This window comes from Streptacidiphilus sp. EB129, from assembly GCF_041262645.1.
In the GTDB taxonomy this organism is placed as follows: Bacteria; Actinomycetota; Actinomycetes; order Streptomycetales; family Streptomycetaceae; genus Streptacidiphilus.
Map to the genome: position 1 here is coordinate 130,825 of NZ_JBGCCS010000009.1, position 14,804 is coordinate 145,628.

Genomic DNA, 14,804 nt, shown 5'->3' on the forward strand with positions numbered 1-14,804 from the left:
AGCCCGCCGTCCGACAAGCCCGCCGTCTGACAAGCGCGCCGTCCGACAAGCCCGCCGTCCGACACGTCCGTTCCAGGTTCGCCGGCAGGCCGCTGACGCGGTGACCCTTCGGGTGTCGCCGCGTCAGCGGCCCGTTCCCCAGGGAGGGAAGAGAAACACATGGGTGTCACGCTCGCCAAGGGCGGCAACGTCTCCCTGTCCAAGGCCGCCCCCAACCTCACCGCGGTGCAGATCGGCCTGGGCTGGGAGGCGAGGGCTACCACCGGTGCGGACTTCGACCTGGACGCCAGTGCGCTGCTCTGCGCCAACGGCCGGGTCCTGGGCGACGAGTACTTCGTCTTCTACAACAACCTCAAGAGCCCCGAGGGTTCGGTCGAGCACATGGGCGACGAGCTGGTCGGTGGCACCGGAGCGGGGGACGACGAGGTCGTCAAGATCAACCTGACCATGGTCCCGCCGCAGGTGGACAAGATCGTCTTCCCGGTGTCCATCTATGAGGCCGAGTCGCGGCTGCAGAGCTTCGGCCAGGTCCGCAACGCCTACATCCGGGTGCTGAACCAGGCGGACGGCAGCGAGCTGGCACGGTACGACCTCACCGAGGACGCGTCCAACGAGACCGCGATGATCTTCGGTGAGCTCTACCGCTACAACAACGAGTGGAAGTTCCGGGCGGTCGGGCAGGGGTACGCGAGCGGACTCCGCGGCATTGCCCTGGACTTTGGGGTTAACGTTCAGTAAGAAAATGTGGTGGGATTCGCGGGGGCCGTCGGAGGCCTGCTCATGAGTGCGACCGGACATGAGCGTGCCCGACGGCCCCCGCAGTCGTGCCCGCCATGCGCAAGTGAAAGGAAATGACCCCCAGTGCTCCTCCGCACCTTCGGATGGTCCTTCGGGATCACGGTCCTCGGCCTCGCGGCTGCCGCGTACTTCTGGGGGGCGGACGGCTTCGGCGTCGTACTGATCCTCTCCATCCTGGAGATCTCGCTCTCCTTCGACAACGCCGTCATCAACGCGACCATCCTCAAGCGGATGACGCCGTTCTGGCAGCGGATCTTCCTCACCGTCGGTGTGCTGATCGCCGTGTTCGGCATGCGCCTGGTGTTCCCGCTGCTGGTGGTGGCGCTGACGGCGCACATCGGGCCGCAGACCGTGATCCAGCTGGCCCTGGACTCCACGAAGACCTACGGCGGCATGAACTACGCGCAGCACCTGGACGCCGCGCACCCGGCCATCGCCGCCTTCGGTGGGATGTTCCTGCTGATGATCTTCCTGGACTTCATCCTCGGCGAGAAGGAGGTCCGCTGGCTGAACTGGATCGAGGCGCCGCTGGAGAAGGTCGGCAAGCTGGACCAGCTGTCCGTGGTGGTTTCGCTGATCGTGCTGATGCTCTCCGCGCGGTTCTTCGCGCAGGGCGGAGCAGAAACCGTTCTGCTGGCCGGAGTCGCGGGTCTGACGACCTATCTGGCCGTCAGCGGCCTGTCCAACCTGTTCGAGGACGCCGGCGAGGAGGACGCGGGCGAGGACGGTGAGGACGCGGCGTCCGCCGAGGACCCGGACACGGCCGCCGCCCGGTCCGCCGCCCCGGCCCGGAAGTCCGCCGTACTGGTCGCCGGCAAGGCCGCGTTCTTCCTCTTCCTCTACCTGGAGGTGCTGGACGCCTCGTTCTCCTTCGACGGGGTCGTCGGCGCCTTCGCCATCAGCCAGGACATCTTCCAGATCACCCTGGGCCTGGGCATCGGCGCTCTCTACATCCGCTCGCTCACCGTCTACCTGGTGCGCCAGGGGACCCTGGACGACTACGTCTACCTGGAGCACGGCGCCCACTACGCCATCGGCGCGCTGGCGCTGATCCTGATGGTCTCCATCCGCTACACCATCCCGGAGATCGTCACCGGCCTGATCGGGGTGGCGTTCATCGGTCTGGCGTTGTTCTCCTCGATGCTGCGCAACCGGCGGCTGGCCGCGGAGGAGGCCGAGCAGACGCCGGTCTCCTCAGGGTCTGCGGTGTCCTGACGGGGCGAACCGCTCGGTGAGGATCTGCTCCAGGGCGGCGCGGGTGGCCACGGCGACGGCGCCGGTGAGCACCGCCGCGTCGCCCAGGGCGGAGACCTCCACCCGGGGCGGATAGGGGACGCGGGCGGCCAGCCGCTCGCGGACCCGCTCCAGCAGCAGGTCACCGTTCAGGCCGATGCCGCCGCCCAGCACCACCAGCTCCACGTCCACCACCGCCGCGACCGTGGCCAGGTAGCCGACGATGCGCCGGGCCTCCTCGTCCAGCACCGCGCAGGCGGACGGGTCGCCCTCACGGGCCAGCGCGAAGACCAGCTCGGTGGTCAGCGGACCCCGGCCGGGCTGCTCGGGCAGCCGCTGCTCGGCGTAGCGGAGCAGCGCGGTGGCGCACGGGTCGTTCGCCTCGAACCGGGCCGGGTCCACCGCGCAGTCCAACTCCCCGGCCGCGCCCGCGAAACCGCGGTGCAGCTCGCCGCGCAGCACCAGGCCCGCGCCGACGCCGGTGCCCACCGACAGGAAGGTGAAGCTGTCCGCGTCGGTGCCGGTGCCGTGGCGCTGCTCACCGAGGGCGGCCAGGTGGATGTCGTTCTCCACGATCACCGGCAGGTCGAGCGCCGCCGAGAACGACTCCAGAGCCGGAAAGCCCTCCAACGAGGCGACGTTGGCGGCCTGCCAGGTCCGGCCGTCGCTGCGGTCCACCACGCCGGGCACGCCCACCGCCGCGTAGCGCAACGCGGAGCGGCTGATGCCGGCGCCCGCGCTGAGTTCCTCGGCCAGCGCGGCGGCCGTCCGTACGATCCTGGGCGCGTCCAGGCCCTCCGCCGGAACGTCGCGGCGGATCCGGATCACCCCGTCCAGGTCCGCGACCGCCGCGCGCAGCCGCCGCGCGCCGACGTCCAGAGCCAGCACATAGGCGGCCTCGGGACGCGGTGCGAAGAACAACGCGCCGTAGGTGGGGCCCAGTTCGGCCCGGACCGTCTCCGAGACCAGGCCCATGTCCAGCAGGTCCTGCAACAGCGCCGAGACGGTCGGCTTGGAGATCCCGGTGCGCCGGGCGATCTCCGCCCGGGAGACCGGGGGCTCGGCGCGGATCACCTCAAGGACCGTGCGGAGGTTGATCTCCTTGAGCGTGGACGAGGTCGCGGGCCTGGCAATCATGGTCACACTTTAGTGCTTTCGGGCGCGTGACCAGGGAGATCCCGGATTAGTGGATCTCCCTGGCACGCGACCGGTCGCTGTGGCCGACTACTGCGCGTGACCGCCGTGAATGAGCGCAGTGGGTGACCGAGCAGCGCGGTGACTGTCGGTCAGCCGAACTGCTGCTCCAGGTCCTTCAGCTTCTTCTCCAGCGAGTCCAGGCGCGGCAGCGGCGAGCTGTCCTCCTCCGGCTGCGCCGGCAGCGGGGACTCCAGCGCGTCGGCGCGGCGGCGGCGCGGCAGTATGCCGCGGGTCGACGCCGGCTCGAGTCCGGCCGCGGTTCCGGCACCGCCGGAGGCCTCCAGCGTGGTCAGCTCGCGCAACGGCGCGGACCGCGAGATCGCCTTCAGCTCGGCCCGCTCACGGCGGCTCTCGCTGCGCTGACGGGCGGCGGCCAGCTCGCGCTCGCGCTTCTCCTCGCGGACCTCCTCGACCGCGTCGTCCAGCGTGCGGACGTTCTCCAGCAGCATCAGCGACCAGGCGCGGTAGGTCTCGACGGGCGCGCGCAGCCAGCGGACCATACGGATCTGCGGCAGCGGGCGGGGCACCAGGCCCTGCTCGCGCAGCGCGGCCCGGCGGGTCTGCTTCAGCGCGCGGTCGAACAGGACGGCGGCCGACAGCGACATTCCGGCGAAGAACTGCGGGGCGCCGTTGTGGTCGCCGCCGCGCGGCGCGTGCACCCAGTTGAACCAGGCCGAGGCTCCGGCGAAGAGCCACACCAGGATGCGCGAACCGAGCGCGGCGTCACCGTGGCTGGCCTCGCGGACGGCGAGCACCGAGCAGAACATCGCGGCCCCGTCCAGGCCGAAGGGGACCAGGTACTCCCAGCCGCCGGACAGGTTGAGGTTCTCCCGGCCGAAGCCGACCAGGCCGTGGAAGGACAGTGCGGCGGCGACCGAGGCACAGGCGAAGAGCAGTACGTAGGACGCGCTCCCGTACAGGGCCTCCTTGCGGCGGCGGCGCTCCTCGCTGCGCTCCCAGGAGTCGCTGGCCTCGGCGGCGTGCTTGGGCTTCTTCGTCCTCAGCAGGCCCATGACCACCGCGATGAGCAGGGCTATCGCACAGCCGACAGCCAGCCACACCAGCTGTATGGAGGAGAAGTTCATACGGGGTCAGCCTCGGCTTCGGGTTTCGGGCGGCGGGGGACGCGGCCGCTGGTGTACGCGAACGACGTGCGGCGCAGTGTCCCCCGGGGCGGCGCAGTTGACGCCGCGACATGCGTGCGGGGAGCACGATATCGCGTCGGAGGGGAGCGCATCGTACCGGTTCACGAGTTGTGACCTTCAGTCATGGCCGGGGGCGGGGCCGGGCAGTGCCGAGCCGTCTCGCAACTGTCGTACCGGTACGGAAGAGTGGTGCCCGAAGGCCCCCGGCTGGGTAGGGGCCAGCCCAGGTGGCAGCGGAGGGGTGGAGCCATGGCCGGGATCATGGGTTTTCTGCGCAAGTCGGACAAGGGGTTCGACAACGGATTCGATGCCGGGTTCGACAGCGGATTCGGCAAGTCGGGATTCAAGGGCTTCACCACGGGGGCCGACCGGGTCACCCTCACCAAGGGCACTCCGCAGGTGTCGCTGAACGAGATGGGCACGGTCGGCGGGACCATGCAGGTCAACCTGCACTGGACCACCCGGGCGGCGGAGGCGCCGCCGAGGACCGGACGCCAGCGCTGGCGCGGGCTGCTGCACCCGGCGCTGTTCCGTCCCGTGGAGGTGCCGCAGACCTCCGGGGACCGTCCGGTGGACGTCGACCTCGACCTCGGCTGCATGTACGAGCTCGCGGACGGCACCAAGGGCGTGGTCCAGCCGCTCGGAAACTACTTCGGGGACCTGCAGCACCCGCCGTTCATCCGGCTGAGCCGGGACGACCGTTCCGGCTCGGCGTCCGGCGAGATGATGTACATCGACCTGGACAAGAGGGACCGGTTCCGGCGGCTGCTGATCTTCGTCTACATCTACGACGAGACGCCCGCGTTCGACCGCACCCACGCGGTGGTGACGCTGTTCCCGCCGGGCGGCCGGCCCATCGAGGTGCGGCTCGACCAGCATCATCCGCAGGCCCGGTCCTGCGCGGTGGCCCTGATCGAGAACCGGGACGGCGCGCTGACGGTGCGTCGGGAGGCCCGCTACGTGTACGGGTTCCAGGCGGAGCTGGACCGGCTGTACGGGTGGGGCCTGCAGTGGCAGCGGGGGTACAAGCCGGCGAGCTGACGCCCGGAGGCGCGGGGGCGCTGCCCGGTGGCGGCGTCGCGGGGGGTGCTCGGCGGGGGCGTCGCGGGGCTGTTCGGCGGGTGCTCAGCGGTTGTTGGGCTGGAACTGCGGGCCCTGGAGCGGGAGGGCGAAGCCGGCCGGTTCGGGCAGCAGGGTCGGGCGCGGCGGCGGGTAGCCGTAGCCCGTGCCCGGCGTGGGCGGCGCGCCGGTCACCGGCGGGGGGCTTACCGGCGGCGGATTCACCGGCGGGGGGTTCACCGGCGATGCGGGGGGCTCCGGCGCCGGTTCGTGCTGCGGCTGGGGCCGGGGCGGCGCGTCCGGCTGGGGCTGCGGCTGCGACTGCTGTGCGGGCACGGTCTCGGGCACGGCGCCGGCCTGCTGGGACGCGGCCGGGGGTGCCGCTTCCTCGTCCTCCTCGACGGTGATGCCGAAGTCCGTCGCCAGCCCGACCAGCCCGGACGAGTAGCCCTGCCCGATCGCGCGGAACTTCCACGCGCCGCCACGCCGGTAGAGCTCTCCGCAGAGCAGCGCGGTGACGCTGCTCGTGTCGGTGATGTCGAAGCGCGCCAGCGGCTCCGCGCCCGGGCCGCCCGCGATGTCGAACAGCAGGATGTGCAGCCCGCTGATGTCGCCGAAGCTGCCGCCCTCGACCGAGCCGCCGACCACGACCCGGTGCACCTCGGCGGGCAGCCGGTCCAGGTCGATGTCGATGGTGTCGGTGACCTCCCCGTCGAGCCGTGCCTTGGAGCGGTGCCGGACCAGCCCGGTGGGGTGCCGGGGCTGGTTGTAGAACACGAAGTCCTCGTCCGAGCGCACCCGGCCGTCTGCGCCGAGCAGCAGCGCGGACACGTCGACATCCGGGGTCCCGGGCACGATGCGCCAGCGGAGTACGGCGCGCACAGCCGCCACGCTGCCGCCGAGCGTGGTGTTGGAGCCCTTGGGCAGGACCTTCGTCATGTCCCCATCCTGCCGTCCGGCGGGGTGCGGGGACAATGCGGGGCCGTCACCCGGGAAGGCGACCCGGGGCGGTGTGGATGACCTGCGGTGCGGTGCCGTGCGGGGGCCGCCTGCTCCGCCGTGGGCCGCGCCGTGTTAAGGGGAGGCCACCATTCCGAGAACGTCGTGTTTCCCTGCAGCTTTCCGTCCCGGTCTTACGTACGATGTGCCGCTAAGGCCCCGGTGGCCTCGTGGAGGTATCCCGTCAAGGACGTCATCCGGCCGCACCGCCGGCCGCGTCCCCCGGTAGGTCTCCCTCCTCGTGGTCAGCCACCGTGCAGTCACGGCCTCGGCAGTCCCCACCGTCAGGCACCCGTGCCTGTCATCCGTCGTACCGTCGAATCCGAGGAAGGGGCCCATGCGCCATTTCCCCCAGCTGGACCGGGACATCCGGCAGCGCCTCTTCCTGCACGAGCCCGTCGCCTTCGACCGGCACAGCGATCCGTCGGTGCTGTCCACCGCGCTGGGTGCGACGCTCTACTCGCCGGCGACCCGGCCGCACCTGGTGGAGGACATCCGCAGGCAGGCCACCCAGGGCGTGGTCTCCATGGTGCTCTGCCTGGAGGACGCCATCGACGACCGCGAGGTCCCGGACGCGGAGGCCAACCTGGTCCGCCAGCTCAGCAGGCTGGCGGCTGAGGAGGCGGGCCGGGCGGACCGGGCGGCTGGCCCGGCGGCGGGGGAGCGGGCGCCGGAGCAGCTGCCGCTGCTGTTCGTCCGGGTCCGGCATGCCGCGCAGATCACCGACCTGGCCGCCCGGCTCGGGCCCGCGCTGCGGGTGCTCTCGGGCTTCGTCGTCCCCAAGTTCACCGAGGAGACCGGGCTTCCGTTCCTGGAGGCGCTGGAGCAGGTGCGTTCCGAGACCGGTCTGCGGCTGTTCGCCATGCCGGTGCTGGAGTCGCCGGAGCTCGCACACCTGGAGACCCGGGCGGAGACCCTCTTCGGGATATCCCGGGTGCTGGAGAAGTACCGCGAGCAGATCCTGGCGGTACGGCTCGGCGTCACCGACCTCAGCTCCGCGTACGGGCTGCGCCGCCCGCCCGAGCTGACCGCCTATGACGTGCAGCTCGTCGCCTCGGTGATCGGCGACGTGGTGAACGTCCTCGGCCGTTCCGACGGCAGCGGGTACACCGTGACCGGGCCGGTGTGGGAGTACTTCCCGGTGCAGGAACGCAAGTTCAAGCCGCAGCTGCGCAGCTCCCCGTTCGAGGACACCGAGCCGCCGACGGACGGGGTCCGCCGCAAGCTGATCGAGCACGACCTGGACGGTCTGATCCGGGAGATCGAACTCGACCGGGCGAACGGGCTGCTCGGCAAGACCTGCATCCACCCCAGCCACGTCCCCGCCGTGCACGCCCTGTCCGTGGCCACCCATGAGGAGTGGTCGGACGCGATGGACATCCTGCACCAGGACCGGTCCGGCGGTGGGGTGCTCCGGTCCGCGTACACGAACAAGATGAACGAGGTGAAGCCGCACCGGGCCTGGGCGCAGCGGGTGATGCTGCGCGCCTCGGTGTTCGGGGTGGCACGCGAGGACGTGACCTTCGCGGAACTCCTGGCCGCCTGCGTCTGCCCGCAGTGACGCCCCGGGGCAGCTCAAGCACCGCAGTACCAAGCACCGCAGTACCAAGCACCGCAGTACCAAGCACCGCAGCACCGACGAGGAAAGCAGCACGATGACAGTGGAGCAGCAGAACCCGGACGGCCGGACCTGGGCCGGGGAGTGGGTCGAGCAGCGGCTCGGCGTCCGCGTGCCGGATCCGTCGGTGCGCGAGCTGGTCGGCGTGGCGCTGCGGAACAACCCCCGCCGGGCACACCTGCTGGTGTCGAAGGTCCTGGGCAAGCACCTGCCGCAGCGGCCCGAGCGGGTGTACCGGGCGGGCTTCGAGCTGGGCGTCACCGTACGCGGGCTGCTGGGCGAGGCCGAGGCCGCCGAGGCGGTGGTGCTCGGCTACGCGGAGACGGCGACCGGCCTGGGCCACTGCGTCGCGGACGGCCTGGGCGGCGCATCCGGCGCCTCCGCGCCGTACCTGCACTCGACCCGGCGGCAGATCACCGGACTTGAGCCCTTCGGCGGCTTCGAGGAGGAGCACTCGCACGCGACCTCCCATCTGCTGCTGCCCGAGGACCCCGACTTCCTGGCCGGCGCGGGACCGCTGGTGCTGGTGGACGACGAACTGTCCACCGGACGCACCGTGCTCAACACGGTCGCGGCGCTGCAGCGGCGCTGCCCGCGCTCCCGCTACGTGGTCGCGGCCCTGGTCGACCTGCGCGACCGGGAGTGCCGCGAGCAGTTCGAGAAGACCGCCGCCGAGCTGGGCGTGCGCCTGGACGTGGTGGCCCTGGCGACCGGAACGGTCCGGCTGCCGGAGGCGGTGCTGGAGCGCGCGGCGGCCCTGGTCGCGGCCGAGGAGTCGCGGGCCGGTTGCACGGTCCCGCAGGGCGGTGCGCGCGGTGCGCTGACCCGGGTGGAGCTGGGCTGGCCGCGCGGACTGCGCGACGGCGGGCGGCACGGGTTCGTCGCCGAGGACCGCCGGCGCCTGGACGCCGCACTTCCGGCCATGGCGGCACGACTGGCGGAGGCACTGGACCCGGTCCCCGGGCCGGCGGCGGTCCCCGGGCCGGCGGTGGAGGCTGGGCCGGCGGCGCAGGCCGGGGTGCCCGGGGCGCCGGAGGCCCGCTCGCGGGTGCTGGTCCTCGGCAGCGAGGAGCTGATGTACGCCCCGCTGCGCCTCGCGGCGGCGCTGCAGGAGGTGGTCGGATCAGGGGTGGAGGTCCTGTTCTCCACCACGACCCGCTCCCCGGCGCTCGCGGTCGACGACCCCGGCTACGCCCTGCGCACCCGGCTGGCCTTCCCCGCGCACGACGCCCCGTCCGACGGCGAGGGCACCCGCTACGCGTACAACGTCGCACCCGGACGCGACCTGAGCCGCCGCTTCGACGCCGTCGTGCTGGTCGTCGACGACCAGGGCGATCGTGCACCCCTGCACGCCCCCGGCCGTGGGCTGCTCGACCGGCTGCGCGCGGTGACCGGCCAGGTGCTGCTCGCCACCGTCCCCGCCCACCGCCCCCGCCCGGCGGGGACCGGGTCCGGGGCGACCGGGTCCGGGGCGACCGGTGCCGCCGGTGTGGGCGCGGTTGCCGTACTTCCGCCCGCGCTGCATGGTCCGGCGTTCTCGTCCTACCGGGCCGACGAGGTGTCCTGGCTGCTCAAGGACCTCTCCGAGGTCACCCTGGAGGCGCCCATCGAGGAGCGGGAGGAGGCCATCCAGCAGGGCGGCGCCCACTACGCCGAATCGCTGCCGGTCGAGTACCAGCCCACCGCCGCGTACCAGGACCTGTTCCAGCAGGCGCTGTGCGACTCCGCCGCCCGGATCGCCGAGGCGGTCGCCCGGGTCACCGAGACCGTGCTCGCGGAGCGCGGCCACGGGGCCGTGCTGGCCTCGCTGGCCCGGGCCGGGACGCCGGTCGGCATCCTGATGCGCCGCTGGGCGCAGTACGCCCACGGCCTGGACCTGCCCCACTACGCGGTGTCCATCGTCCGGGGACGCGGGATCGACACCGTCGCCCTGCGCTACCTGGCGGACCGTCACCGGGCCGCCGACGTGGTCTTCGTGGACGGCTGGACCGGCAAGGGCGCGATCACCCGCGAACTCGCCGAGGCCCTGCGCGGCACGGAGTTCAACCCCGAACTGGCGGTGCTCGCCGACCCGGGCCACTGCGTCCGGACCTACGGCACCCGCGAGGACTTCCTCATCCCCTCGGCCTGCCTCAACTCGACCGTCTCGGGCCTGGTGTCGCGGACGGTGCTGCGGCCGGGGCTGATCGGACCCGACGACTTCCACGGCGCGAAGTTCTACCGCGAGCTGGCCGGCGCCGACGTGTCGGCGGAGTTCCTCGACGCCGTCACCGCGCATTTCCCTGGCGTGCAGCTGACCGCCGTAGCCTCCGATGGTGGGCGGGGCCGGGAGTCCGGCCGGGAGCCGGACTGGTCCGGCTGGTCCGCTGTCGAGCGCATCAGCGAGGAGTACGGCATCAACAGCGTCAACCTGGTCAAGCCGGGCGTGGGGGAGACCACCCGGGTACTGCTGCGGCGGGTGCCCTGGAAGGTGCTGGTCCGCAGCGGGGCCGAGGCGGAGCTGGGGCACGTACGGCTGCTGGCCGAGCAGCGCGACGTACCGGTGGAGGTGGTCGACGGCCTGCCGTACAGCTGTGTCGGACTGATCCACCCCCACTTCACGCGCGGCGCGACCGGCGAGGAGGGCACGGCGATATGAGCGGCACGGTGAACCCCGGTGGGCGCTTCCTGGTCGGCAGCGACCTGGACCGCACCCTGATCTACTCGCCGCGCGCCCTGGCCCTCGACATGTCCGACGAGCTGGCCCCCCGGCTGCTCACGGTCGAGGTGCATCACGGCAGGCCGCTGTCGTTCATGACCGAGCGCTGCGCCGAGATGCTGGTGGAGCTGATCGCGGCGGCCGAGTTCGTCCCGGTGACCACCCGGACCCGGGCCCAGTACCAGCGGGTCCACCTGCCCGGTCCGGTGCCCGGCTGGGCGCCGCGCTACGCGATCTGCGCCAACGGCGGTCACCTGCTGGTGGACGGGGTCACCGACGAGGACTGGCACGCCCAGGTCCTCGCCATGATCACGCAGAACTGCGCGCCGCTGGACGAGGTGGTGCGGCACCTCGCGCTGAGCGCCGACCCGGAGTGGACGCTGAAGCGCCGGGTCGCCGAGGACCTCTTCGCCTACCTGGTGGTGGAGCGGGAGCTGCTGCCGCCGGGGTGGGTCCCGGAACTCACCGCGTGGGCCGACGAGCGCGGCTACACCGTGTCCCTGCAGGGACGGAAGATCTACCTGGTGCCGCAGCCGCTGACCAAGTCCGCCGCACTGGCCGAGGTCGAACGGCGGACCGGCGCCGCCACGGTGCTGACCGCCGGCGACTCGCTGCTCGACGCCGAGCTGCTGCTCGCGGCCGACGCCGGGTTCCGTCCCGGACACGGCGAGCTGGCGGACGCCGGGTGGGCCGCGCCCGGCGTCACCTCGCTGGCACAGGTCGGGGTGGCCGCCGGCGAGGAGATCGTCCGGCAGCTGCTCGCCCGGGTACGGGTCCAGGTCGGCGGTGCGGGCCTGGTGCATTAGCCCTGCTCGGTGCGTCAGCCCTGCTCGGTACGTCAGCCCTGGGGGAGCGCCGAGGTGGGCAGGTCGACATGCTGCCGCTTGGCCGCCTTGGGGTGGCGTTCCTTCCAGTACGGGTTGTCGTAGGGCAGGTGGGTGGTCACCCTGCCGTACATTCCGAACATCATCAGCAGCACGCCGACCACAAAGCTGAACAGCACGTTCTGCATGTGGAAGGCGAGGAAGTTGTGCTTGCCGTCGAGGAGCCCTAGGTTCACGAAACCGCTGAGGATGAAGAGCACGCCGACGCAGATGTTGAGGGTGGAGGCGTCGTTCCCGCCCCGTACCGCACCGGCCATCAGCAGCACGCCGAACAGTACGGACAGCAGGCTGAGCAGGCCGTTGCTGCTCATGCCCGCGACCTTGTCGCCGTGGGTGCTGAAGAATCCCACGTGGTTGGTGAAGCCGAAGATGCCGAAGACCACGAGGAAGAGGCCGATCGTCCCCGCGCTGTAGCGGTAGACCTGGCCCAGTCGGTGATCCACAGGCAGGCTGTCCTGGAGTTTCATCGCCGCCTCCCAACGGGGGTGAGACGAGTGACGGCCGACTGCTCCATGATGTGACCGGCGCGCCCTCCCGGCAACCCTCGCCCCGCGCGGCAACCCCCCTCGCCCCGCGCAGCACGCGCGCGTACGCGCTGGGCACGGCCGCAGCACCCGGCCGGCCCACTGCGGTCTACCGCCGAGCGCGCGGCGACGGCAGGCGCGTCGATCCGCGCCGCAGCAGCCCGCTCGGCCGCTGCAGCCCGCCCAGCCGGAGGCGTCTGCTCAGCCGAGGGCGTTCCACTCAGCTGGGAGCGTCCCGCTCAGCCGCAGCAGCCGCCACCGCAGCAGCCGCCGCCCCCGCCCTGGCCCGCGCTCGGCGCGGAGCCGCCCGACGCCGTGCCGGTGACGGCGACCATGGACATCAGCTTCACGGCGTCCTCGTGTCCGGCCGGGCACATGGCCGGGGCGTCGGACTGGGACATCGGGCGGCGCAGCTCGAAGGTGGCACCACAGGAACGGCAACGGTAGTCATAACGAGGCATGGCCGTACTCTACGGCGTACCCGGCCACCCGCGACCGGGGTCAGGGCCGGTCCGTCAGCGGTTGCCCGCTCCGCGCTCCTCGCGGATCGCCTGTACCACCTGCGCCGCCGTCTCCCGCACCGCGGCCATCTCGGTCAGGAAGTGCCAGTAATCCGGGTGACGACCCGTCAGCGCCTCGGCCGCGCCGTCCAGCCGGGCGACCGCCGCGTCCAGCGGCGCGGCGTGGCGCGGATCCGGCGCGCTGCGTCCGGCCATGGCGAGGCGCTGGGCGTCCCGTACCGCGAACCGGGTGCGTTCGATCTCGGCCTCCGGGGCGCGCTGGGCCTCGTTGAGCGAGTGCAGCCGCTCGTTCACCACGGCGACGGCGCCGTCGGCGGTGCTCAGCAGCGTCCGGACGGTGGCGATCACACCGGTGGCGTCGTCCCAGCGCAGCTCGTCCCTGGCCTTGGCCGCCTCGGCCAGCCGGTCCTGGGCGCTGCGGACCGCCGCCTCGCTCTGCTCGGGGACGTTCTGCAGGTCCTGCCAGCACTCGGCGCTGAAGCGGCGGCGCAATTCGCTCAGGGTGGGGCCGAGGTTCCCGGCCCGCGTCTCCAGGGCCTGGGTGCGGGTGCGCAGCGAGGCCAGCCGTTGGTCGACCTCCCGTGCCTGCTGCGGCAGCCGCTCGGCCTCGGCCCGCACCGCCTCGGCGGTGCGCTGCACCTCCGACGCCGTCTGCAGCACCGTCTGGACGCCGTGCCGTCCCGCGCCCTCGCCCATCAGCGTCAGCTGCGGTCCCAGGGCCGCCAGTCGGCGCGCCAGCTCGTCCGGGCCGAGCCGCGCGGCCCGGACCTCGTCCAGGGCGTTGCTGGCGGCCAGCCACGACTGCTTCGCCCGCTCCACGGCCGGCCCGACCTGCGCCAGCCGGGTCTCCGCCGCCGCGACCAGCGGCTCCAGGAACCCGGCGAACCGTTCCAGCTCCGCCTTGACCGACAGCAGCTGCTGCCGGGACTGCTCCAGTTGCTGTCGCGCCTGCGCGGCGACCGCCGGGTCCAGCTCCTCGGCGTCCAGGTCGTGCGCGTCCAGCGCGGAGATGTACGCGCTGCTGACCTCGTCGATCCGCCGCCCCATTGCGGCGAAGTCCGCGACGGCGCGCTTGGCCCCGGGGGAGTCGTCGGAGGCGGACACCGCCTCCACCGAGATCAGCACGTCCCGCTGCACCGTGTCCAGCTCGTAGAACGCCTGTGCGGCGGCGTCCTTGGCGGCCTGCGCCTCCGCGCGAACCGCTTCGCCACGACGCCACCGCGCTGATCCCGACGCCACGTCTTCTCCCGCTCCCGCCAGCCCCGCCACCAGGCCGCCACGGCCCACGCGCCCCATCCTCGCACCCCCCTCACCCCCACCGCACCAGGCCCGACGTCGACCACCCCGACGAGCGGGTATTCTTAGCTCTCGCCCAGGGCGCATAGCTCAGCGGTAGAGCGCTGCTCTTACAAAGCAGATGTCGGCGGTTCGAAACCGTCTGTGCCCACCTGACGCGAGTGATCGCGGAGTACGACGAAGGCCCAGTTCAGAGGGATGATTCCCCTGAGCTGGGCCTCGGCCGTTACTGGTGGCACTCAGAGTGCTGATCGCCCTCGTGCCACTTACGTGCCAGATGGTTCCCCAGGTGGCTGCCTCGGTGCCTGCTTCGGCCGCTGTTCGTTACGGAGCGCCAAGGCGACCCACGCCAGGCGTGCGACCATCGATCGTCAGGTAGTCGGGAGTCCCTTGTCCTTGCACCAATCTGGGAACGATCGACCATTGCATGGAAACCGAGCCCCATGGATCAGGAGGGCATCGATGAAGTGTGCCGCCTCCACAGGAGTCACTGATCCTTGCCTTAGAAGACGGGCAAGAAGCCATAGCGTCCCGTGTGCTTCGAGGTCATGAGAAGCAGCCACCTTTGCAGCCTCTCGGTCATCCGTAATAGCTACTCCGTGGCGGAGTTCGGCGCAAGCAAAAATGCTGGCCTCTCCTCTGTGTCGGACACTCGCGCCCACTCGTCGAAGCCACAGGGCATATGAGGTTACGCCGTGGAGAGAGTCCAGAGGATCACTGGAAACCCACTCGGCGCTGACGGCACGCTGCAACTCCGGATATTGGGGATATCCGGCCTTGAGTTCATCAAGAACCACATCAGTTGTCCAGCACTCAAACCCTCGGAGATATG

The 14,804-nt window shown here is 71.7% G+C and carries 12 protein-coding genes and 1 tRNA gene; 7 read left to right on the forward strand and 6 right to left on the reverse strand.

Features of this window, described 5'->3' with window-relative positions; genetic code table 11:
- Nucleotides 1-159: 159 nt before the first annotated feature.
- Nucleotides 160-738, forward strand: coding sequence for a TerD family protein (locus ABH925_RS14175; RefSeq protein WP_370147856.1), 579 nt, complete (start codon nt 160-162; stop codon nt 736-738).
- Nucleotides 739-861: 123 nt separating this feature from the next.
- Nucleotides 862-2,013 (forward strand): DUF475 domain-containing protein, encoded by a 1,152-nt coding sequence (locus ABH925_RS14180; protein WP_370147857.1) that lies wholly within the window; start codon nt 862-864, stop codon nt 2,011-2,013.
- On the opposite strand, the gene ABH925_RS14185 is transcribed toward ABH925_RS14180, so the two are convergent.
- Nucleotides 1,993-3,168 (reverse strand): ROK family protein, encoded by a 1,176-nt coding sequence (locus ABH925_RS14185; RefSeq protein ID WP_370147859.1) that lies wholly within the window; start codon nt 3,166-3,168, stop codon nt 1,993-1,995. The genes ABH925_RS14180 and ABH925_RS14185 overlap by 21 nt on opposite strands.
- 149 nt (nt 3,169-3,317) lie before the next feature.
- Nucleotides 3,318-4,313 (reverse strand): DUF2637 domain-containing protein, encoded by a 996-nt coding sequence (locus ABH925_RS14190; protein ID WP_370147860.1) that lies wholly within the window; start codon nt 4,311-4,313, stop codon nt 3,318-3,320.
- Between the two features lie 321 nt (nt 4,314-4,634).
- Between ABH925_RS14190 and ABH925_RS14195 the strand changes: the two genes are divergently transcribed.
- Entirely contained in the window at nt 4,635-5,414 is a 780-nt protein-coding gene (locus ABH925_RS14195) for a Tellurium resistance (protein WP_370147944.1), read from the forward strand.
- Between the two features lie 84 nt (nt 5,415-5,498).
- Here ABH925_RS14195 and ABH925_RS14200 read toward each other — a convergent pair whose 3' ends face one another.
- Entirely contained in the window at nt 5,499-6,371 is an 873-nt protein-coding gene (locus ABH925_RS14200) for a TerD family protein (protein ID WP_370147861.1), read from the reverse strand.
- A 397-nt stretch (nt 6,372-6,768) separates the two neighbouring features.
- Here ABH925_RS14200 and ABH925_RS14205 point away from each other — a divergent pair, with 397 nt between their 5' ends.
- From ABH925_RS14205 to ABH925_RS14215, 3 genes are all read left to right on the forward strand, one after another.
- A complete protein-coding gene (locus ABH925_RS14205) occupies nt 6,769-7,992 on the forward strand; it encodes an HpcH/HpaI aldolase/citrate lyase family protein (RefSeq protein ID WP_370147862.1) in 1,224 nt (407 codons plus the stop codon).
- A 94-nt stretch (nt 7,993-8,086) separates the two neighbouring features.
- The gene (locus tag ABH925_RS14210; protein ID WP_370147863.1) at nt 8,087-10,687 is read left to right on the forward strand and encodes a phosphoribosyltransferase; all 2,601 of its coding nucleotides are present in this window, start codon (nt 8,087-8,089) and stop codon (nt 10,685-10,687) included.
- On the forward strand, nt 10,684-11,553 hold the full coding sequence (locus ABH925_RS14215) for an HAD family hydrolase (RefSeq protein ID WP_370147864.1): 870 nt from the start codon (nt 10,684-10,686) through the stop codon (nt 11,551-11,553). Before ABH925_RS14210 ends, ABH925_RS14215 begins: the two co-directional genes overlap by 4 nt.
- A gap of 32 nt (nt 11,554-11,585) precedes the next feature.
- On the opposite strand, the gene ABH925_RS14220 is transcribed toward ABH925_RS14215, so the two are convergent.
- The 3 genes from ABH925_RS14220 to ABH925_RS14230 all read right to left on the reverse strand — a co-directional run bounded on the left by ABH925_RS14220 (nt 11,586) and on the right by ABH925_RS14230 (nt 13,972).
- The gene (locus ABH925_RS14220) at nt 11,586-12,098 is read right to left on the reverse strand and encodes a DUF4383 domain-containing protein (RefSeq protein WP_370147865.1); all 513 of its coding nucleotides are present in this window, start codon (nt 12,096-12,098) and stop codon (nt 11,586-11,588) included.
- 296 nt (nt 12,099-12,394) lie between these two features.
- Entirely contained in the window at nt 12,395-12,616 is a 222-nt protein-coding gene (locus tag ABH925_RS14225; RefSeq protein ID WP_370147866.1) for a zinc ribbon domain-containing protein, read from the reverse strand.
- Between the two features lie 54 nt (nt 12,617-12,670).
- Nucleotides 12,671-13,972 (reverse strand): hypothetical protein, encoded by a 1,302-nt coding sequence (locus ABH925_RS14230; protein WP_370147868.1) that lies wholly within the window; start codon nt 13,970-13,972, stop codon nt 12,671-12,673.
- 79 nt (nt 13,973-14,051) lie between these two features.
- Between ABH925_RS14230 and ABH925_RS14235 the strand changes: the two genes are divergently transcribed.
- Nucleotides 14,052-14,123: transfer RNA gene (locus ABH925_RS14235), tRNA-Val, on the forward strand.
- Nucleotides 14,124-14,804: the final 681 nt, after the last annotated feature.

Coding starts and splice junctions, on each gene's coding strand:
- ABH925_RS14175 (WP_370147856.1), top strand. CDS start 160: ATGGGTGTCACGCTCGCCAAGGGCGGCAACGTCTCCCTGTCCAAGGCC.
- ABH925_RS14185 (WP_370147859.1), bottom strand. CDS start 3,168: ATGATTGCCAGGCCCGCGACCTCGTCCACGCTCAAGGAGATCAACCTC.
- ABH925_RS14190 (WP_370147860.1), bottom strand. CDS start 4,313: ATGAACTTCTCCTCCATACAGCTGGTGTGGCTGGCTGTCGGCTGTGCG.
- ABH925_RS14195 (WP_370147944.1), top strand. CDS start 4,635: ATGGGTTTTCTGCGCAAGTCGGACAAGGGGTTCGACAACGGATTCGAT.
- ABH925_RS14200 (WP_370147861.1), bottom strand. CDS start 6,371: ATGACGAAGGTCCTGCCCAAGGGCTCCAACACCACGCTCGGCGGCAGC.
- ABH925_RS14205 (WP_370147862.1), top strand. CDS start 6,769: ATGCGCCATTTCCCCCAGCTGGACCGGGACATCCGGCAGCGCCTCTTC.
- ABH925_RS14210 (WP_370147863.1), top strand. CDS start 8,087: ATGACAGTGGAGCAGCAGAACCCGGACGGCCGGACCTGGGCCGGGGAG.
- ABH925_RS14215 (WP_370147864.1), top strand. CDS start 10,684: ATGAGCGGCACGGTGAACCCCGGTGGGCGCTTCCTGGTCGGCAGCGAC.
- ABH925_RS14220 (WP_370147865.1), bottom strand. CDS start 12,098: ATGAAACTCCAGGACAGCCTGCCTGTGGATCACCGACTGGGCCAGGTC.
- ABH925_RS14225 (WP_370147866.1), bottom strand. CDS start 12,616: ATGCCTCGTTATGACTACCGTTGCCGTTCCTGTGGTGCCACCTTCGAG.
- ABH925_RS14230 (WP_370147868.1), bottom strand. CDS start 13,972: ATGGGGCGCGTGGGCCGTGGCGGCCTGGTGGCGGGGCTGGCGGGAGCG.